We start from the raw sequence: 17,216 nt of genomic DNA on the forward strand, positions 1-17,216 counted from the left end.
TCCACTTACAGGGGTTTCAACATGATCGATCAAGCGACAGGCATGAAATCAGGCGAACGTTATCGCGTGGAAAACGTGGAGCGCGCTCATCAGTTTCCAGGCTTCTTTCAAAACGGGAAGTATTACCTCGGCCCTGAACTTCTCACCGCCGTGGGCTGGCTCGAAGGTACGCGCTTCATCTACGACAGCCTGGATGCCGAAGGTGAGCCCGTATTTCCAAACCGGGAGGCAGGCACGGTCGAAGGGCTGACGTTGACCCTGATCGATGGCACCTCCCTTGAGCTCTCGCGGATCGAGGCCAGCGACCCCATTGCCCCCCTTGACCCCAGCGCCTCGGGTGCGGAACGAGAAGCGCCTGACCGTGGCGCTCCGCTCAAAGGGCCTCTGCGCGGCAAGGTCGTGGTCATCACCGGCGCATCCAGCGGCATAGGCCGAGCCGCCGCGCATGCCTTTGCGTGCAAAAGTGCTCGCCTGGTACTCGCCGCACGCGATGAAGAGGCGTTGTTCGACGTGCTGGATGAATGCACCGATTGCGGTACGGATGCCATAGCGATCACGACCGACGTCACCCACAGCGACCAGGTTCAAGCGCTTGCCGCTCAGGCCGCAGACTTTGGACATGGACGGATCGATATCTGGGTCAACAATGCCGGGGTCGGCGCGGTCGGCAATTTCGAAGAAACGCCGTTGGAGGCGCACGAGCAGGTCATCCAGACTGACCTGATCGGTTACCTGCGAGGTGCCTATGTCGCCCTTCCCTTCTTCAAGGCACAGGGCAGCGGCATTCTGATCAACACGCTGTCGCTGGGCAGCTGGGTGGCCCAGCCCTACGCCGCCGCTTATTCGGCGAGCAAATTCGGCTTGCGTGGACTGACCGAGGCATTACGGGGCGAATTGACTGAGTTTCCCAACATCCATGTTTGCGATATCTATCCAGCAGTCATGGACACACCAGGCTTCCGAGACGGCGGTAATTACACCGGACATGCGCTGACACCGCCAGGCCCCGTATACGATCCCGAAAGGGTGGCGAAGGCTATGGTGGCCTGCGCAATCTCGCCTCGGGCTCACACCACGGTTGGCGCTGCGGCGCGCCTCGCACATTTGGCCAGCTACCTGATACCAAACCTGCCACTGTTGTCAGGGAGGCTGACGCGCTGGGGGATAAATCGCAGCCCCATAGCCGAAGCATCGTCAGGCAACCTCTTTGAGCCTCCGAGTGGCAGGAGGGGTATCGACGGAGGTTGGAGGAAGCCAAAAGATAAAACGCCGCTGCTGATCGGCGCAGCGGTGCTGGGAATCCTTTTGGGTTTTAGCCTCACACATTCACGACGCGGGGATAGATAGAGAAGGTCTGCTTACAGAGGAATGAGCGTGGTTTCATTGCGAGATCACGTTCGATCCCTACTTTGCTAACGAACTCGTGGGATTAACATGGCGATAGTCCTCCCCTGCTACCGCTCTCAAGTAAGCAGCGTCAGCCTCCAGACGAAGATCGCGCCATTCCTGCCAGCAGATAATCCCTCGACGATCCATCTCATCGGCCTGGCGAAGCAGTTCCTCGTGATAGTCGTCAGGCGAGTCCATGCGCAATGCCCTGTCTTCAAGCACCCGATACCAAACCGCCAGACAATTGAGCTTCAGCAGTTGGGCGGCAGACAGGTTTTTCTCGAGCGTTCGCATCAGGAGGCCTCATACGCTGATGGAGGGTTGAGTCACCCTTGCTCCCAGAGGTTCAAAACAGCAGTGTCAGCGGCTCGCAACCAGATTCACATGAGCACGTTAGCCACAGTCGCGTTCTCGGATAAGTAGCGCGACACACTGTTCAAGTGAATTTTTTGAAGACCCGCGATGTCAGACTGATGGCGCACTGCTACGTCTTGCTGGCGACCAGCGAGAAGACCTGGATGTCCTTTCCCTTCAGGCAGGCGGATTTTGAGTATTGTCATGAAAAAGCTGGATCACGCATCTACATCCTCTTCAACCCGTGTCCTCGTCGTTGAGGACGAACCCATGATTCGCGAGCTTCTCACCCTCTATCTCGAAGATTGGGGAGCCTCAGTTACAGCGGTAGCTACCGCTGATGAAGGTCGTGAAATACTGGATAACGAGGATTGGGCGCTGCTACTCAGTGACGTTCAGACGCCGGGTTTACTTAATGGCGTGGATCTGGCCTGGATAACTAATCAGCAAGCCCCTCGGACTCGTATCATCGTTATGAGTGGCTACTACGAGTTCGCCGGTCGGGTGTTACCGGAGGGCGCAGTGTTCTTGCCCAAGCCCTGGCCCTTGACACGGTTGCATGAAGTCATCACCGCAAGCTTGGAAGACTTGCCATCCACGATCACGGCACCCACTTGAATTGATAGCCTGATTTCCATCAGTGGATAAGGGTGGGCAAGCTTATGTGGCGTATCCAGACCGTGCTCATCGACAAGGATCCGGTACGCCTTGACTGCTACGGTCGAGCGGATGCGCTTGCCCATGAGAAAACTGGCCAGCAACCATCTGAACACCCCGCCGACATCGGTCACCTCGATGCCGAGGTCTCGAGCAGTTACGGCCTTCAACCTTTACTGCGGCGCGGGTCAGCCGCTCTTGGGTAGGTGCGCTCTTCTTCGAGGGTGCCATCCGCTTTGTGAATCTTCACCGACGCTGTCTTGCCATCAAAGAAATCTGCAAGGGCGTTGACCAGTTCCTGTTTGATCGCCGCACGTTTGGACGCTCGTTCGGCACCGACTTTCTTCAATTCCCAGCCATCTGCTGCCGGGCTGAGGTGATAATTGTCCATCGTGTAGTTCTCCGGGCTAATTGAATGGGTCGTCATCATCCTGGATGTCGTCCTCTGCCTCGGCTGCATCCGTGGCATCGGCATCATTCAAGGGTGGCGACGTAGGCTTTTGCGGGTCGTTGATGAACGGTACGTCGCTGGGGCCCTTTTCTTCAGAGCCCTGCGTTTTCGGCTGCATGGCAATACCTCCAGGCAAGTGAATCGGACACTGCGCCTCAGGTACCTGAGGCAGCTCCCGAGAACTTTTTGACATCGATAGGTTGCGCTACGAATTCCGGACCCTGGCCCGCGAGCCGCCACTTCACATTGGCGATGCCGTAGCGCTCGGCCATCGGCCGACTGACCCGTTTGATTTTCTGCTCACTGAACCTTGGAATAATGCCAACGCCAGCATCACAACTGGCCCAGTGCCAGGCGACGGCGTTGTCCATCTTCTCCATACGAATGATGAATGTCCGAGGTTCACCGTGAAGTTCGTACTCAATGACATACAGTTGCTGTCCCACCACCAGAATTCCCTCCTTAGTTCATGTGCTATTGAGCAAGCCGGGGAAGCATTAATTCCATCGAACTGGCAACTGACACGTTCAGGCCAGTTGGATGTACACCGAATAGCAACCCAGCAGCACCCAGAACCCCAGAAAGATCCACGGCGTGCGCAGCGAAAACAGCAGGGATTTCCGATGCCCTGCACGCGAGGTTTCAGCCTCGCAGAACAGCGGCGACTCGTCATAAGCCAGCCCCATCAACGGCTCGCTACGCAACAGGTGACTTTGCTTGAGCTGCCAGTGATCGATGATGTTGTAGGCCGCCCGGATGCCAGGCCAGGCGTTGAGCGAGCTCAATACCCCAAGCAAGGCAAGAAACGCTGGCACGATCAGTGTGAACATCTCGCCCCACCCCTGGTTAAGGTTGCCCATGGAAGAGACAAAGGCGATGACCAGAAAAGACTGGGCAGCCAGGTAGGCATCCGTGCGATTGGCCAAGATGCTGGTTTCGTACTGGATCTCACGGCGGTAGAAGTCCAGGCGCTCCTTGGGGGAGCCAAACATCCTGGCATTGTGCTCGCTGATCTCGTGCTCAGGGGTCGCTGGTGTAATGATTCGAGGCACTCGCTGCTCCGGAAATTGCGCTCCGGGCTATGGGGTGAGCGTGGAGCCGAGCACGGTAGAACAGGCGATGGAGCCCATAATTCAATTCGATTGAAATCTCGCACCACTCGTCGCACCAGACGCAGATTGAAACCAACACACCGGGGCCGGGCCTTTCGAACCGGTATGAGTGTTCTCAACTGCAGGAGCTACCACCATGCGAGACTTTCCTACTCCGCCCTTCCCTTCACAGCCGCAAAACGTCCCCGGCTCGCAGCGCAAGATGGAACCCCAGCCGGATTGCGGTGAGCAGTCGTACACCGGCCACAATCGACTGACAGGCAAGGTTGCACTGATCACCGGGGGTGATAGCGGAATCGGCCGGGCAGTGGCCATTGCCTATGCCCGTGAGGGCGCCGACGTGGCAATCGCCTATCTTGATGAGCATGAAGACGCGCAAGAAACCGCACGCTGGGTCGAGCAGGCAGGCCGCCAATGCCTGTTGTTGCCCGGAGACCTGGCGCAAAAACAGCACTGCTACGACATCGTCGAAAAGACGGTCAGCCAGTTCGGGCGTATCGACATCCTGGTCAATAACGCGGCGTTCCAGATGTCCCACGAGACGCTGGAAGAAATTGACGATGATGAATGGGTGAAAACCTTCGATACCAACATCACTGCGATTTTCCGGATTTGCCAGGCGGCACTGCCTTCCATGCCCAAGGGCAGCTCGATCATCAACACAAGTTCGGTGAACTCCGACGATCCCTCGCCCAGTTTGCTCGCCTACGCCACGACCAAGGGCGCGATTGCCAACTTCACCGCGGGGTTGGCCCAGCTGCTTGGCAAAAAGGGCATTCGGGTCAACAGCGTGGCGCCTGGCCCTATCTGGACACCTCTGATCCCGGCCACCATGCCCGACGAAGCAGTCAAGAACTTCGGCTCGAGCTATCCGATGGGGCGACCGGGGCAGCCGGTCGAAGTCGCGCCGATCTACGTGCTGCTGGGCTCCGATGAGGCCAGCTACATCAGTGGATCACGCTACGCAGTCACGGGCGGTAAACCGATCCTCTAGTCAAAGGAGGCTCGCCTGTTTGGCGAGCCTCACTGCGTCGCGGTTCAATGTTTGTGCTGGTTGTGATCACGTGCCGTTTTTTGCGCCGTGGAGTCATGGGACGTACCGGTCGATCCATCCGGACGATGGGCATCGTTGTCCCGCTCCTGCTCCCCGTTTGGCCCTGTTTGGCCACCTGGTTTTTGCGTATCGGTCTGTTTCATCACGCTGTTCTCCTGGTCTTTGCCTGTGAACAAGGGAAGCCTCAATACAGAGCAAAGTTCAAGCCCGGGTCGCTGCAGAAGACAGGCGGGCAACAGATCCGATGAACCAAATGCGCCAGGGTCGCGTCCACAGCAAAACAAGCGAGTCGACACTGGAATGGCAAACGACCCTGTACTGGCCGCCCTTGGCTATCTGAAAGACAACCAATTGATCCTGACCACTGCAGAGTCGTGTACTGCGGGCTGCCTGGTGGCTATGCTGGCGGCGGTACCGGGTACCGGAGAGGTGCTGGAAAGCGGCTACGTCGTCTACTCACCCAGCGCCAAGAAACGCTTGCTGGGCGTCAGCGCCGAAACCATCGAACGCTACGGCCTGACCAGCGAAGCAGTGGCCTGGGAGATGGCCTTGGGTGCCTTGCGCGACAGCGACGCCAACGTGGTGATCGCCACCACTGGCGTGGCAGGGCCGGCACCCGAGTCCGGGATACCACCGGGCACCCTGTGCTTCGCGTGGGCTTTTGCGGGTGAGCCAATCGCGGTTTTCACACGCACTCAACGTTTCTTCGGCGAGCGGTCTGAAGTCATGCGTCAAGGCGCCCTGTTCGGCTTGACCCGGCTTTCCCACTACCACCAGCGCTGGTTACGCGGCGAGCGCGCCTGAGGGCAAGGGATCATGTCGGAAGATGAACGGGTATCCAGGCATCATCCTGTTCAAGAAGACATGCCGAGGCAGCAGCGCGTCTGGCGTTTCGAACGCGTGGGGTGGTATGTGCTCGTGGCCATCGTGCTACTTGCCTTGGCAGGCCTGTTCGGTAATGGCCCCTTGAGCGATGCCGAGGTAGTGAGCCAGGATGGACGGGTACGGGTCGAGTATCAGCGCCTGAGCCGAAGTGGCACCACGGACAGCCTCTTCATCACCGTTCAGGGCACACCTGGCCAACCGGTGGAGGTGGTAATCGAGGGACCATTGCTTCGTGACGCCAGTATCGAGACGTTACAACCGGAGCCGCAACGGTCGACGTCACAGGGTTCGGCCTTGTTGTTCGAATTGGGTACTGGGCAAGAGGGTGTCGCGACCTTGTACCTGACCCTTCGAAGTGAACACGTGGGTATTCTGCAGGGCAGCGTCAAGGCGGGCCCCCAAAGCGCCGTTCACTTCTCCACGTTTCTTTACCCCTAGGAGTGCATCATGGATTCGATCCTCCGCGCAGCCGGGATGTACGTCGCCCTCATGCTACTGTTTCGGGTAGCCGGGCGACGCTCACTTGCCGACCTGACAACCTTCGACTTCGTCTTGCTGCTGATCATTGGCGAAGCCACCCAGCAGGCGCTGCTTGGCGAGGATTTTTCATTCACCAATGCCATGCTGGTCATTGCCACGCTGATCGTCCTGGACGTCGGCCTTTCGCTCGCGAAGCTCAACTCCAGGCCCTTGGCCAGGTTACTGGACGGGCACGCTACCCTGGTTGTCGAGAATGGGCGCTTTCTGCATCACCGCATGCGTCGGGCCCGCCTCACGGAGGACGATATTCTTGAGTCAGCGCGGGACAGCCAAGGCATCGAGAACATCGAGCAGGTCAAGTTCGCCATCGTCGAACGCAACGGAAAGATCTCGATCATTCCCGCCGAATAAGGCACTTGGCCACCCTTGCCAAGGTCTCGACCGTCTACAGCGCCAAAATCGCCTGGCCATGGTCGATCGTGGGAATGGGCATCAGTTGGCGACAGGACACCAGCCACGCTCGCATCCGTTCGGTATCGAAAATCTGACCCTCTTCCATCATTACCAGGATGAGCGCCTGGGACATTCGGTAACAGCCACACGCAGAGCAGCGTCGTTCTTCCCAACCGCCAATGCATTCGACGGACTCAGCTTGTCCGGCGCAAATCAGACAACTCATGTAAACCCCCTTTTGTTCTTGTTCCGCGCAGGGTGAATGCGAGGGCACGAAGCGCCCACGCCTTTCGCTTTAGTTGAGATTTCCGTGCCAACGCTAAATTCCCTCTATTTTCTCGGCGCCGAGCTGAAACGAACCAGGCGCCATGCAGGTATGTCCCAAGCAGAACAGCTCATCTCTGAGGCACGCCGATGGAAAGGGAAGCGGTCGAAGTTCAACACGGTACACCTCTGCGCGATGAGGGCGGATGGCTTCCCCTGGAGGAGTATGGTGCGCTGGGCGATGGGCGCTCTGTAGCACTTGTGGGGCTGGACGGCTCCATCGACTGGTGGTGCGTGCCGCACATGGACTCCCCGCCCCTGTTCGACAAGCTGCTGGCCCCTCACACAGGCGGCTTCTTTTCCATCACCCCCAGCGAGCCATTCGTTGCTGAGCGCCGCTACCTGCCAGACAGCAACGTGCTCGAAACAATCTTTACCACCCACCAGGGTCGTGCGCGGCTGACCGAGTCCTTGAACAGTGGCCCAGCTGGGCGCCTGCCTTGGGCTGAACTCGCCAGGCGCATCGAAGGCATAGAGGGTCAGGTCGATTTCGAGATCGCCATCGACTTCGGAACCCAGGCCGACACGGTGAGCCCCTACGTGGCGCCGAACGACAACGCCTGCGTTTTCCATGCGGGCCGAATACTCGGCATGTTCCTGCACGACCAGCAGGTGCAAATCGCACGCAAGGACGACATGGGCGTTCGTGCTCTCCTTAGCCTTGCGGCAGGTCAACGCTCAGTAGTGGCGATCATCGCAGGGCGCGATGAGCCGCTGGTGGTACCGCCATTGGCCCTGATCGATGAACGTATCGACGGCTCGCACCGGGAGTGGTGCCAATGGTCGAAGGGGCTGGTCTACAACGGCCCGTACCAGACCCAAGTAGTCCGCAATGCCCTGGCCCTCAAGCTCCTGCTGTCCTCTCCGAGTGGCTCGATCATGGCGGCAGCAACCTCATCCCTACCCGAACGGATTGGCGGCAGAAAGAACTACGATTACCGCTTCGCCTGGATACGCGATGCCGGCTACACCATCGAAGCGTTTCTGGGTATCGGCGCGCAGCCAGAAGCCAAGGCTGCGTTTACCTGGCTACTGCGCCGGCTGGATGAACTCGGGCCTCGGGTGTTCTATACCCTCGAAGGTGCAATCGGTAACTGCGTACGCCCGGTCGACCTGCCTGGCTACAAGAACTCGCCACCCGTTGTCGGCAATGACGCCCGTGACCAACTGCAACACGGGGTGTTCGGCGACATTTTCGAAACAGCGCGTTGCTTCATCGACAGCGGCAACATCCTCGATGCGCCAAGTGCCATGCTCCTCTCGGGCCTTGCCGACCAGTGCGCCGACGGTTGGCGTCAGCAAGACGCCGGGATCTGGGAGCTGCCGGAAAAGCAGCACTACACAATGTCCAAGATCAGCTGCTGGCAAGCCTTGAGCCGCGCCATCGAACTGGCAGATGGTGGTCACCTTCCCACCACCTGCCGAGAGCGCTGGGATCGCGAGCGTCAGCGCATCCAGAACTGGATCGAAGCGCACTGCTGGAGCGAGGAGCGCCAGGCCTACCTGTTCTACCCCGGCAGCGGGCGACTGGACGCCTCGCTGGCATTGGCCGTCAGGTTTGGTTACCCCAGCAGCGGGCGCCTGCGCAGCACGCTGGACGTCATTCAAGGGGATCTCGGCGCTGGCGCTTTCCATTATCGCTACACCCAGGCACAGGAAGAAGAAGGTTGCTTCCTGGCCTGCACCTTCTGGTTGATCGAGGCCTGGGCCATCCTCGGCCAGCAAGATCGCGCCGAGGCCGCGTATGCGGACGCTTTGCAAGGCCTCTCCCACGGCGTGGGCATCTACGCGGAGATGATCGATCCGGCGTCTGGACAGTATCTGGGCAACCTTCCGCAAGGCTTGACCCACCTGGCAGCCCTCAGAGCTGCGATGGCCATCGGTGGCTGCCATCCCCAACGATGACGCCAGACATCATCTGCGTGGAACCGTATCGCTTGCCAGGGACTCAACCACAGGCAAGTTTGTAAATCCTATCCGTGATGAGGTAACGCCATGAACGCTATCGACTTACTGATTCAAGACCACAAGCTGGTGAAGAAGCTGCTCGAAGAACTCTCGACCACCACCGAGCGAGCGGTGAAGAAACGGGCCGAGTTACTTCACCGAATCGAGCAGGAGTTGCAGATTCACACCGCGCTCGAAGAACAGATTCTCTATCCGGCCATCAAGCAAGCGGGCGGCAAGGAAGAAGCGAAGATGTACTACGAGGCCAAGGAAGAGCACCGGACTGTCGACTCCCTCGTCCTGCCCGACCTGCTGCACACCGAAACCGGCACTGTCGAGTTCGCCGGGCGCGTCAAGGTGATGAAAGAGTTGCTGGAGCATCACATCGAAGAAGAAGAAAGCGAACTGTTCCCCACCGCCAAGAAGTTGCTCGGCAAGGCCACCCTTGAGGAGCTTGGGCAAACCATGGAAATGCAGAAAAAGATGCTCAAAGGTGAGCAGCGCGCGGCTTGATGTGGCGACTACCTGCCAGTGCACGCGACGCTGGCAGGTATCCAGACGATGAGTGGGAACGTTTTAATGGAACATTGGCTCGAGTGGTTGGAATGGCCTGCCATGGTGATGACCGTGCTGGCCGCGTGGTGCATCGGTTCGCGCCGCCCGGGAAGACGCAAGGCAGGGTTCTGCTGTTTCATCGCAAGCAACGTGCTGTGGGCTGTGTGGGGCTGGCAGGCGCAAGCCTGGGCCTTGATCATCTTGCAGATCTGCCTCTGCGCCATGAACCTGCGAGGGTGGCGGAAGAACACGCAACTGGAAATTACCGGGTGATAGCGCCTCGGGAGCTGAATTTCTCGCCATGCTTCCTTCCCTGGAAGCAGCGAGACCGGATCAGGCAGCAGGCTTGAGTACCACTTTTGTCCAGCCGTCATCCCGCGCATCGAAATGTTTGTACGCATCGGGACCTTCAGCCAGTTTCAAGCGATGCGAAATGATCTGCGAGGGCTTGGCACGCCCATGATGGATGAGCGCCGCAAGGCGGCGATTGTAGGCCTTGACGTTCGCTTGGCCCGTTCGAATCTGCTGGCCCTTGAACCAGAACGCACCAAAGTCGAAGGCCATCTTGCCCTCTTTCGCCAACTCGTTCCTGGCGCCCGGATCCTCTGGCACGAACACCCCGACCACGCCGATGCCACCGGTAGCCTTGGTGGATGCCACCAGGTTGTTCATGGTGAGGTAATTGGCTTCATGGCCATGCTTGTCGCAGCACTGGTAACCCACGCATTCACAGCCCCGGTCGGTGCCTTTGCCGTGGGTGAGGTTCATGATCTCTTCCACTGCTTTTTGCTCGACTGCGTTGATGGGGGTTGCCCCCAGCTGAGCGGCGAGTTGCAAGCGATCCGGCTGGTTGTCGATGACGAACACCTGGGACGCGCCTTTGATGATTGCCGAGTGGGCCGCCATCAGGCCGACAGGGCCCGCGCCGTAGATGGCAATGCTCTCACCAGGCAGCAAGCCGGCTAATTCCGTCGCATGCCAACCCGTCGGGAAAATATCCGAGAGCATGACGTAGTCATCTTCATGTTCCTGGGCATCTTCAGGCAGTACCAAGCAGTTGAAGTCTGCATAGGGCACACGCAGCAATTCAGCCTGCCCTCCCTGATAGGGGCCCATATCGGCGAAGCCATAAGCGGCGCCTGCAGTACCAGGGTTGGCTGTGAGGCAGAACCCAGTGAGGCCTTTCTCGCAGTTTTCACAGAAGCCACAGCCTATATTGAAGGGTAGGCAGACCCGATCGCCGACTTTTATCCGATCGACTCCGCCCCCCACCTCGATCACCTCACCGAGATTTTCATGGCCAAACACTCTGCCGGCTTCGAACGAGGTGCGTCCCTCGTACATGTGCAGGTCAGAACCGCAAATATTGGTCGTGGTGATGCGCACCAGCACGTCCGTAGGCTTTTCAATTCTTGCGTCCGGTACGTTCTTGACCGCAACGTCACGTGGGCCGTTGTACACGATTGCTTTCATGCTGAACTCCAGAATGAGAGGGGCGACAGAAATGCGCCCTGCTCAGTTCTGGTGATGGCGGGGCAGGTACGTTCAGCGAGGTGGCCCTCTCAACAGACCGGTGGCGCTAAATGCTGTCGCTCCCACCGGCGTTCGAATCGCCCGCGCTATTGGGTTGGAAGTGAGACGCGGAATACGGTACCAGATGCCTGGCTCGACTCGACATCGATGGAGCCACCATGGCGAGCGACAATTTCACCAACAATGAACAACCCGAGGCCCAGCCCCCCCGATGCCTCATGGTGTTCCGAAGTCAACCGCGAATATCGGCCTTTAGGGTCAAACAGGTAAGGCAAGACATCCGCTGGAATGGGCTTGCCCCAGTTATGCACGCTGAACTCGACCGCCGTTGTGCTTTGCGTCAGCGTTACGGTAATGGGCTTGGCATGATCGCCATGGTGAAACGCATTGGCAATGAGGTTGGAGAACACCTGCCCCATCCGGGTGGCGTCAAACTGGCCCAGGGCCCGGTTACCGTCCTGCAGGACAACGGTGATCTCAGGCCGGGAAACACGCAGCTCTTCTACAAGTGAATGACACACCTCTGACAGATCGACTTTCTCCTTCTGGATGGGAATGCCGCTGCCCAGATTGGCTTTTGCGAGATCCAGCAGGTCCGTGACGATTTGCCTGGATCGCCCGACACTGGTCACAACCTGATTCGCAATCCTGCGGTCGCGCTCGGCAAGCTGGCTTTGGCGACTCAACATCTCGGCCCCCAACAGCGCTGCGGTCAAAGGCGTTCTGAGGTCATGCCCGAGCACGCCGAGGATCAGTTTTCGGGTGGTTTCCACCGCGATGCCATAGGAGGTGATCGACTCGCCCAAGGCCTGGTCAATGGCCTCGTTGAAGCGAACCATGTCATCGATAGCGTGGGACTCACCCGTCATTTGCAGCGCCAGCCAAAGGCGCAGCACCGTGGCACGCAGCGCCCGATACTCGGCAACGACCTGGTCCAGGGTAAATCCGGCATCCAGCCGCGAAACCGCATGGACCTGGGCGGCCGTTTCAACCGGGCTGGGTACCTGCAGGCCTCGGGATTTCTGGTACTGCTCGACTGCAGTCTGTGGCGACGCCATGTCCAGAGCCACGGTTCGCAATATGCCTTCGGCGTGATTGCGCAGGCCTGACGCATCGAGGTCTGGCATCGGGGTATCGACAGTACGAGCGAAATCCTCCCAAGCCTCGAGGATGGGCTCCATGTTTTGCGCGATGAAGTCAGACAACCTCACGTCAGATCCTCACTGAAATCCCGTGGCTGTCAGGGGTGAATGATTAGCATAGCCAAGGCTGCCAACGAGGCAACGCAGGCGCCGTTGAGGCATCGTCTTTGAACTTCGAGCCCGGATCAGGGCCTCCCTTTAAGGTCTATGGAAAACGGAGATTCAACAATGAGTGCACAACTGAACGGCAAGCGCGTGGCCTTTCTGGTCACCGATGGTTTTGAGCAAGTGGAGCTGACCGGGCCGCGTGACGCCTTGCAGAAGGTGGGCGCGGTGGTCGACATCCTGGCTGACAAGGAAGGTGCGGTGCGCGGCTGGAACCATGACAAGCCCGCCGACGAATTTGCCGTGGATGCAACCTTCGACAGCGCCCACCTCGATCTTTACGACGCCATCGTGCTGCCTGGTGGCGTACAGAATTCCGACACCATCCGGCTGATACCCGGCGCCCAGAAGCTGGTGAAAAGTCACGATTCGGCAAGCAGGCCGCTGGCAGTGATCTGCCATGGGGCCTGGCTGCTGGTGTCCACAGGCTTGGTCAAGGGCAAGCGGATGACCAGCTACAAGACGTTGCAGGACGATATTCGTAATGCTGGCGGCAACTGGGTAGACGAAGAGGTCGTGGTGGACGGCAACCTCATCACCAGCCGCAAGCCGGACGATATCCCGGCCTTCAACGAGCAGTTGATCAGGGCGCTGGGTGGCTGAGTGCCGCTTGGCAGTACCCCTGAGGTGCAGGCCCACTACCCTTGGCTGCGATAGCCACTCGGCGTCATGCCCAGCTGCTTCTTGAAAGTCTTGGAAAAGTGCGCGGAGTCGGCAAAGCCCCAACGGGTACCGATGTCGGTGATCGAGCGATGCCCATAGGCAGGGTTGCGCAAGTCCTGTGCGGCCTTGAGTAGCCGTTCGCGGAGGATGTAACGGCAGACACTGTCGCCGCTGGCTTCGAACAGGCGATACAGCTGGCGGCTGGAAATACCCAGTTCCTCGGCCAGGGCGACGGGCGTCAGGCGCGGCGAGTCCAGGCGCTGCTGGATCAGCGACTGCACTTCGTGCAGGTGCAGGCCGGGCGAGCTGTCACGCGCCCGGTACTCCAGCACCGAGCCGAGCAGCCCGACCAGCGCGGCCTGCAGCCCGTCACCGTCTTCCGCGCAGGCCCACTGTTCGAGTTCGCCTTCGGCCACCTGGCGCACCAGCGTCGCCAGCAACTGCCCGCACGCACCGGCGGTGGACAGCTTGCCGAAACGGCTGGCATCCAGGTTCTTCAAGCGCTCACGGGGCAGGTGGATGGACACGTGGGAGAACAGCCCGCGGGGGATCATCTTCATCGCCTGCGCCGAGTCCAGCAGGGCCATGTCACCTTCGCGCAGGTCCATCACCCGGTCGCCCAGTTCGATGGACATTTCCCCGCTCTGTTGTAACACAAGGAAACAATGTGAGTCGCCGTCACGCCCCGCGTCGCGCCCTGAGCGGGCGATTGCATGGGCATTGCTGCGGATGTGAGCGACCTGTGTGGTGCCCAGCAGCGAGGGGCGCAAATCGCCGATGAAAAGGCTCTGGCAGTGGTCGTAGCGGGTTTCGAAGCGCCCGCAAATAGCGTGGACACGGGTGTTCCAGACAGACATCGCTTGACCGTTCATCAACCACCTCTATCGAAAGCACGCGCCATATTAGTGCAATATTCACGTGATTTTGGGTAACAAAAAAGCTGTGCCCGAAGCGCAAGCACATACCGCGCCACATTGCCCATCGTGCCCTGCGACCGACGGCTCGTTGCGGATCACGCAACAACATTGCGCGCGCTTGTCATTGAGCGCCCTGCCCGCTGCCCTTTAGCGTGCCCTACCGTTTGCCCGGGCTTTTATCCAGGAGTCACGCTTGATGTCCAACCACTACGAACTGCTGCGCTTCACCTTGCGCGTGCGCACCCCCGGCCAGGCCCTGCCGCGCCTGCAGGCGGCCTTGCAGGCCGCCATCGAAGGCGTCGAACTGATCGGTTGCTGGGTGTCCGAGATCGGCCCGCAAAACACCATTGCCGTGCTGCGGCGCTTTGCCAGCGTCGAGGTCCAGGCGGCCGAACGCGAACGTGTGCTGCTGGCCAGCGATGCGTTCGGTATCGGTGAGTTCGTGCTCGAGCAGCACATGGACGACTACCGCCTGTTCCCGTTCCTTGAGCCGCTGGCGCCCGGCAAGCACGGCCCGTTCTATGAACTGCGTGAGTACGACCTGGTCAGTTCCGGCCTGGCACCGACCCTGGCCGGTTGGCGCAAGGCGGTCGGGCCGCGCACCGGCGAGGGGTATTCACCGGTGTATGCAGCGTTCTACGCCACCAATGGCCGGGTGCCGCGCTACCTGCACATCTGGCCCTACGCCAGCCTGGAGCAACGCCTGGATGTGCGCACCCGCGCCGTCGGCGACGGGGTATGGCCGCCGGAAAACTCTGCCCCGCAACTGCAGAAGATGAACTCGGTGGTCTACCTGCCCGCGGCCTTCTCACCGCTGCACTGAGGCCATCGCGCGGCGCCGCTGCAGCCGGCGCAACAGCCTGTCGACAGCGGCCATGGCCGGGGCGCGCACGCCCTGGCGCCGGGCATGGGCCAGCAACGCGCCGGACAGCGCGTCGATCTCCATGCGCCTGCCATGCTCCAGGTCCTGGAGCATGGAGGGCTTGTGCCCGGCATGCACGACGAACGCCTGCTCCACCGCCTGCATGACCCGCTGCGGGTCCAGCGCCACACCCACCGAAGCGGCAATCGCGGCGGCTTCGGCGACCAACTTGAACGCCACCTGGCGGCCACGCGAGCAGCGGCCAAACTCGCCCACGCTTGCCCCCGCCAGGGCACACAGCGAGTTCAGGGCCGTGTTGAAGGCGACTTTTTCCCAGATGCTCACCTCGATATGCGGGTCTTCGATGCAGTGCATGCCGCCGCGCCGCAGGCAGTCGGTCAGGGCCTGCAACGGCCCGGCCTGCTGCGGCCCAGGCAACAGCCCGCGCAAGCGCACCTCGCCAGCGCCGCTGCTGCGTACGCTACCCGGCGCCAGCACATCGGCCGGGTACAGGGTCATGCCGATCGCCAGGCAAGGGTCAGCCACGTACTCGCGCAGCACCGGCACGCTGTCCAGGCCGTTCTGCAACGTCAGCACCAAGGTCTGTTGGCCGAGCAGATGCCGGCTTGCCTGCATCGCCTGGCGGGTGTGGTGACTCTTGGTCAGCATCAGCATGGCATCGACCTCGCCTTGCACCTGCTCGGCGCGCGCCACCCGAGGCCAGTACACGCGGGCGCCCCGTTCGTCCTCCAGGCGCAGGCCATGGCAGCGCAGGGCGTCGAGCAGCCGCTCATCGACGTCCACCAGGGTCACCTCGGCACCGGCATCGATCAACCTGGCGGCAAACAGGCTGCCCATCGCCCCTGCCCCGATCACTGCAATCTTCATGTCTGGTTTCTTCCTTGTTTGCGCGAAATGAAAAAGCTCGCCGGGTCATCCCCAGCGAGCCTTTTCTACCCAGGCTGCGGCCATCACAGCTTTGGCAAGGTGACCGCATCGCCAAGCGGCTCGCATTTACCCGCCTGCTGCGAGCGCAGCACGGCAGCACCGTAGATCGCCAGCACGCTGATCGAGCAGGCACCGGAGAACAGCAGCACCGCCGTATAGCCGTAGGCTTCGATCAGCAGGCCACCGACCGCCGGCCCCACGGCCGCGCCGACCGACAGGCACAGCGCGCCCAGGGCCACCAAGCGGCCCGACAGGTCGAACTCGGCCATCACGCCGAAGGTGTAGGCCAGCACGAAACTGATCGAGAACAGGAAGCACATCACCCCGGCCACGTAGGTGGTCAGCGAATCGAACTGCGCCAACAGCACCAGCCCGGCCACCTCGGCCGCGATGATCACCGCCACCGGCAGGAAACGCCCGGCTTTCAGGCCGACCGACGAGGCGATGAAGCCGCCGCCGGCATTGATGATGAAGCCCACCGCCAGCACCGAGCCGATGGTGTCCGAAGCCAGGCCGCTCTTCTTGCCCATCAGCTCGAGGAACGCCCACACCGACATGATGCCGGTGAGGAACACCAGGCTGGCCAGCAGGCTCAGCCAGGCAATGGTGCGGCTCTCACGGCACACCACCGGCGCCCCGCCAGCGCCTGCTTCGAGCTGCCGCGCGCTGCGGCGCGGTACCCACGGCAAAGGCGCTACACCCATCAGCAGCAGGCTGATGACCAGCGTCACCAGCATGCCCTGGAAGCCCCACTGCGGCGCCACCGCGACCGGCAGCACGATCAGCAGCAAGGCGCCGGGCACGGTCTCCATGCCCAGCTTGAAGCCGAATGCCCGTTCAGGTTGCGCGCTGTCGCCGAAAATGGTCATCGCCAGGGCATACAACGCGCCCGTGCCGGCCCCTGCCAGGGCCATGAGCAGCATCAGCGTCTCGTACGTGGGGTTGCCCAGCATGCCGGCCAGCGCAATCGCCACCAGCACCGACGACAGGGTGGAAATCACCCGCCAGCTCAGGCGCTGGATCCACAGCAGCGAGGCCAGGCCGAGCACGCCGAAACCGAGGTTCATGGCCATGGCCAGGCTGCCCAGTTGCTGTTCGCCATAACCGAACTGCTCGGCCAGGGCGCCGAACAGCACCGGCAGCACATTGAGCAACAGCGCCCCGCCAGCGGAAACCAGGCCTGCGCAGATGTACACGGACGTCTTGTCAATCGGATTGGATGTTGTTGTTTTCATGGACTGATCCTGAATTGAGGGGCCTTGTCACCGCCACAGTGTGCAACGCCCGAAGGCGTGCGGCATGTACCGCTTTGCCGGGCTTTTGGT

General features: G+C 60.6%; 22 protein-coding genes. 11 read left to right on the top strand and 11 right to left on the bottom strand.

Translation table 11 applies throughout. The annotated features are described in order from the left end of the window. Positions 1–21: 21 nt before the first annotated feature. Entirely contained in the window at positions 22–1,347 is a 1,326-nt protein-coding gene (locus tag CAF78_RS26790) for an SDR family oxidoreductase (RefSeq protein ID WP_085677702.1), read from the top strand. 57 nt (positions 1,348–1,404) lie between these two features. Here CAF78_RS26790 and CAF78_RS26795 read toward each other — a convergent pair whose 3' ends face one another. Next, positions 1,405–1,683: a hypothetical protein gene (locus CAF78_RS26795; RefSeq protein WP_085677703.1), complete on the bottom strand. Its 279-nt coding sequence runs from the start codon at positions 1,681–1,683 to the stop codon at positions 1,405–1,407. Between the two features lie 264 nt (positions 1,684–1,947). Here CAF78_RS26795 and CAF78_RS26800 point away from each other — a divergent pair, with 264 nt between their 5' ends. Beyond that, positions 1,948–2,361 carry a response regulator gene (locus CAF78_RS26800; protein ID WP_085677704.1) on the top strand — a complete coding sequence of 138 codons (414 nt, stop codon included), beginning with the start codon at positions 1,948–1,950 and terminating at the stop codon, positions 2,359–2,361. A gap of 205 nt (positions 2,362–2,566) precedes the next feature. On the opposite strand, the gene CAF78_RS26810 is transcribed toward CAF78_RS26800, so the two are convergent. The 4 genes from CAF78_RS26810 to CAF78_RS26820 form a co-directional block, all read right to left on the bottom strand. Further along, positions 2,567–2,791: a DUF2188 domain-containing protein gene (locus tag CAF78_RS26810; protein WP_085677705.1), complete on the bottom strand. Its 225-nt coding sequence runs from the start codon at positions 2,789–2,791 to the stop codon at positions 2,567–2,569. Between the two features lie 16 nt (positions 2,792–2,807). Next, positions 2,808–2,969, bottom strand: a complete 162-nt coding sequence (locus tag CAF78_RS28615) for a hypothetical protein (protein ID WP_177408578.1) — start codon at positions 2,967–2,969, stop codon at positions 2,808–2,810. Between the two features lie 37 nt (positions 2,970–3,006). After that, positions 3,007–3,300 carry a DUF6555 family protein gene (locus CAF78_RS26815; protein WP_085677706.1) on the bottom strand — a complete coding sequence of 98 codons (294 nt, stop codon included), beginning with the start codon at positions 3,298–3,300 and terminating at the stop codon, positions 3,007–3,009. A 78-nt stretch (positions 3,301–3,378) separates the two neighbouring features. Next, the gene (locus CAF78_RS26820; RefSeq protein ID WP_085677707.1) at positions 3,379–3,903 is read right to left on the bottom strand and encodes a hypothetical protein; all 525 of its coding nucleotides are present in this window, start codon (positions 3,901–3,903) and stop codon (positions 3,379–3,381) included. A 196-nt stretch (positions 3,904–4,099) separates the two neighbouring features. Between CAF78_RS26820 and CAF78_RS26825 the strand changes: the two genes are divergently transcribed. Continuing rightward, on the top strand, positions 4,100–4,957 hold the full coding sequence (locus CAF78_RS26825; protein WP_085677708.1) for an SDR family oxidoreductase: 858 nt from the start codon (positions 4,100–4,102) through the stop codon (positions 4,955–4,957). A gap of 44 nt (positions 4,958–5,001) precedes the next feature. Here CAF78_RS26825 and CAF78_RS28620 read toward each other — a convergent pair whose 3' ends face one another. Further along, entirely contained in the window at positions 5,002–5,160 is a 159-nt protein-coding gene (locus CAF78_RS28620) for a hypothetical protein (RefSeq protein WP_177408577.1), read from the bottom strand. A 157-nt stretch (positions 5,161–5,317) separates the two neighbouring features. Between CAF78_RS28620 and CAF78_RS26835 the strand changes: the two genes are divergently transcribed. The 6 genes from CAF78_RS26835 to CAF78_RS26860 all read left to right on the top strand — a co-directional run bounded on the left by CAF78_RS26835 (position 5,318) and on the right by CAF78_RS26860 (position 9,934). Beyond that, positions 5,318–5,821: a CinA family protein gene (locus tag CAF78_RS26835; RefSeq protein ID WP_085677710.1), complete on the top strand. Its 504-nt coding sequence runs from the start codon at positions 5,318–5,320 to the stop codon at positions 5,819–5,821. Between the two features lie 12 nt (positions 5,822–5,833). Next, entirely contained in the window at positions 5,834–6,340 is a 507-nt protein-coding gene (locus tag CAF78_RS26840) for a hypothetical protein (protein ID WP_085677711.1), read from the top strand. A 9-nt stretch (positions 6,341–6,349) separates the two neighbouring features. After that, on the top strand, positions 6,350–6,793 hold the full coding sequence (locus tag CAF78_RS26845; RefSeq protein WP_085677712.1) for a DUF421 domain-containing protein: 444 nt from the start codon (positions 6,350–6,352) through the stop codon (positions 6,791–6,793). A 456-nt stretch (positions 6,794–7,249) separates the two neighbouring features. Next, positions 7,250–9,064 (top strand): glycoside hydrolase family 15 protein, encoded by a 1,815-nt coding sequence (locus tag CAF78_RS26850; protein ID WP_085677713.1) that lies wholly within the window; start codon positions 7,250–7,252, stop codon positions 9,062–9,064. A gap of 90 nt (positions 9,065–9,154) precedes the next feature. Continuing rightward, complete coding sequence (locus CAF78_RS26855) at positions 9,155–9,619, top strand: hemerythrin domain-containing protein (RefSeq protein ID WP_085677714.1); 465 nt, start codon at positions 9,155–9,157, stop codon at positions 9,617–9,619. A 66-nt stretch (positions 9,620–9,685) separates the two neighbouring features. After that, complete coding sequence (locus tag CAF78_RS26860; RefSeq protein ID WP_085677745.1) at positions 9,686–9,934, top strand: hypothetical protein; 249 nt, start codon at positions 9,686–9,688, stop codon at positions 9,932–9,934. 60 nt (positions 9,935–9,994) lie between these two features. Here CAF78_RS26860 and CAF78_RS26865 read toward each other — a convergent pair whose 3' ends face one another. Both CAF78_RS26865 and CAF78_RS26870 read right to left on the bottom strand, forming a co-directional pair. Next, the gene (locus tag CAF78_RS26865; RefSeq protein WP_085677715.1) at positions 9,995–11,134 is read right to left on the bottom strand and encodes a glutathione-independent formaldehyde dehydrogenase; all 1,140 of its coding nucleotides are present in this window, start codon (positions 11,132–11,134) and stop codon (positions 9,995–9,997) included. A gap of 146 nt (positions 11,135–11,280) precedes the next feature. Continuing rightward, a complete protein-coding gene (locus CAF78_RS26870; RefSeq protein WP_085677716.1) occupies positions 11,281–12,405 on the bottom strand; it encodes a sensor histidine kinase KdpD in 1,125 nt (374 codons plus the stop codon). Positions 12,406–12,564: 159 nt separating this feature from the next. Between CAF78_RS26870 and CAF78_RS26875 the strand changes: the two genes are divergently transcribed. After that, positions 12,565–13,104, top strand: a complete 540-nt coding sequence (locus tag CAF78_RS26875; protein WP_085677717.1) for a type 1 glutamine amidotransferase domain-containing protein — start codon at positions 12,565–12,567, stop codon at positions 13,102–13,104. A gap of 35 nt (positions 13,105–13,139) precedes the next feature. On the opposite strand, the gene feaR is transcribed toward CAF78_RS26875, so the two are convergent. After that, positions 13,140–14,036: a transcriptional regulator FeaR gene (gene feaR, locus CAF78_RS26880; RefSeq protein ID WP_085677718.1), complete on the bottom strand. Its 897-nt coding sequence runs from the start codon at positions 14,034–14,036 to the stop codon at positions 13,140–13,142. A gap of 241 nt (positions 14,037–14,277) precedes the next feature. On the opposite strand from feaR, the gene CAF78_RS26885 reads away from it, so the two are divergent. Next, a complete protein-coding gene (locus tag CAF78_RS26885) occupies positions 14,278–14,904 on the top strand; it encodes an NIPSNAP family protein (protein WP_085677719.1) in 627 nt (208 codons plus the stop codon). Here the strand turns inward: CAF78_RS26885 and CAF78_RS26890 are convergent. After that, a complete protein-coding gene (locus tag CAF78_RS26890) occupies positions 14,890–15,831 on the bottom strand; it encodes a ketopantoate reductase family protein (protein ID WP_085677720.1) in 942 nt (313 codons plus the stop codon). The genes CAF78_RS26885 and CAF78_RS26890 overlap by 15 nt on opposite strands. A gap of 83 nt (positions 15,832–15,914) precedes the next feature. Then, positions 15,915–17,126 carry a sugar MFS transporter gene (locus CAF78_RS26895; protein ID WP_085677721.1) on the bottom strand — a complete coding sequence of 404 codons (1,212 nt, stop codon included), beginning with the start codon at positions 17,124–17,126 and terminating at the stop codon, positions 15,915–15,917. Between the last annotated feature and the right edge of the window lie 90 nt (positions 17,127–17,216).

It is taken from the genome of Pseudomonas sp. R28(2017) (genome assembly GCF_002112505.1).
Lineage (GTDB): Bacteria > Pseudomonadota > Gammaproteobacteria > Pseudomonadales > Pseudomonadaceae > Aquipseudomonas.

Coding starts and splice junctions, on each gene's coding strand:
- feaR (WP_085677718.1), bottom strand. CDS start 14,036: ATGAACGGTCAAGCGATGTCTGTCTGGAACACCCGTGTCCACGCTATT.
- CAF78_RS26795 (WP_085677703.1), bottom strand. CDS start 1,683: ATGCGAACGCTCGAGAAAAACCTGTCTGCCGCCCAACTGCTGAAGCTC.
- CAF78_RS26790 (WP_085677702.1), top strand. CDS start 22: ATGATCGATCAAGCGACAGGCATGAAATCAGGCGAACGTTATCGCGTG.
- CAF78_RS26865 (WP_085677715.1), bottom strand. CDS start 11,134: ATGAAAGCAATCGTGTACAACGGCCCACGTGACGTTGCGGTCAAGAAC.
- CAF78_RS26860 (WP_085677745.1), top strand. CDS start 9,686: ATGGAACATTGGCTCGAGTGGTTGGAATGGCCTGCCATGGTGATGACC.
- CAF78_RS26895 (WP_085677721.1), bottom strand. CDS start 17,126: ATGAAAACAACAACATCCAATCCGATTGACAAGACGTCCGTGTACATC.
- CAF78_RS28615 (WP_177408578.1), bottom strand. CDS start 2,969: ATGCAGCCGAAAACGCAGGGCTCTGAAGAAAAGGGCCCCAGCGACGTA.
- CAF78_RS26885 (WP_085677719.1), top strand. CDS start 14,278: ATGTCCAACCACTACGAACTGCTGCGCTTCACCTTGCGCGTGCGCACC.
- CAF78_RS26845 (WP_085677712.1), top strand. CDS start 6,350: ATGGATTCGATCCTCCGCGCAGCCGGGATGTACGTCGCCCTCATGCTA.
- CAF78_RS28620 (WP_177408577.1), bottom strand. CDS start 5,160: ATGAAACAGACCGATACGCAAAAACCAGGTGGCCAAACAGGGCCAAAC.
- CAF78_RS26825 (WP_085677708.1), top strand. CDS start 4,100: ATGCGAGACTTTCCTACTCCGCCCTTCCCTTCACAGCCGCAAAACGTC.
- CAF78_RS26855 (WP_085677714.1), top strand. CDS start 9,155: ATGAACGCTATCGACTTACTGATTCAAGACCACAAGCTGGTGAAGAAG.
- CAF78_RS26840 (WP_085677711.1), top strand. CDS start 5,834: ATGTCGGAAGATGAACGGGTATCCAGGCATCATCCTGTTCAAGAAGAC.
- CAF78_RS26800 (WP_085677704.1), top strand. CDS start 1,948: ATGAAAAAGCTGGATCACGCATCTACATCCTCTTCAACCCGTGTCCTC.
- CAF78_RS26875 (WP_085677717.1), top strand. CDS start 12,565: ATGAGTGCACAACTGAACGGCAAGCGCGTGGCCTTTCTGGTCACCGAT.
- CAF78_RS26810 (WP_085677705.1), bottom strand. CDS start 2,791: ATGGACAATTATCACCTCAGCCCGGCAGCAGATGGCTGGGAATTGAAG.
- CAF78_RS26850 (WP_085677713.1), top strand. CDS start 7,250: ATGGAAAGGGAAGCGGTCGAAGTTCAACACGGTACACCTCTGCGCGAT.
- CAF78_RS26835 (WP_085677710.1), top strand. CDS start 5,318: ATGGCAAACGACCCTGTACTGGCCGCCCTTGGCTATCTGAAAGACAAC.
- CAF78_RS26890 (WP_085677720.1), bottom strand. CDS start 15,831: ATGAAGATTGCAGTGATCGGGGCAGGGGCGATGGGCAGCCTGTTTGCC.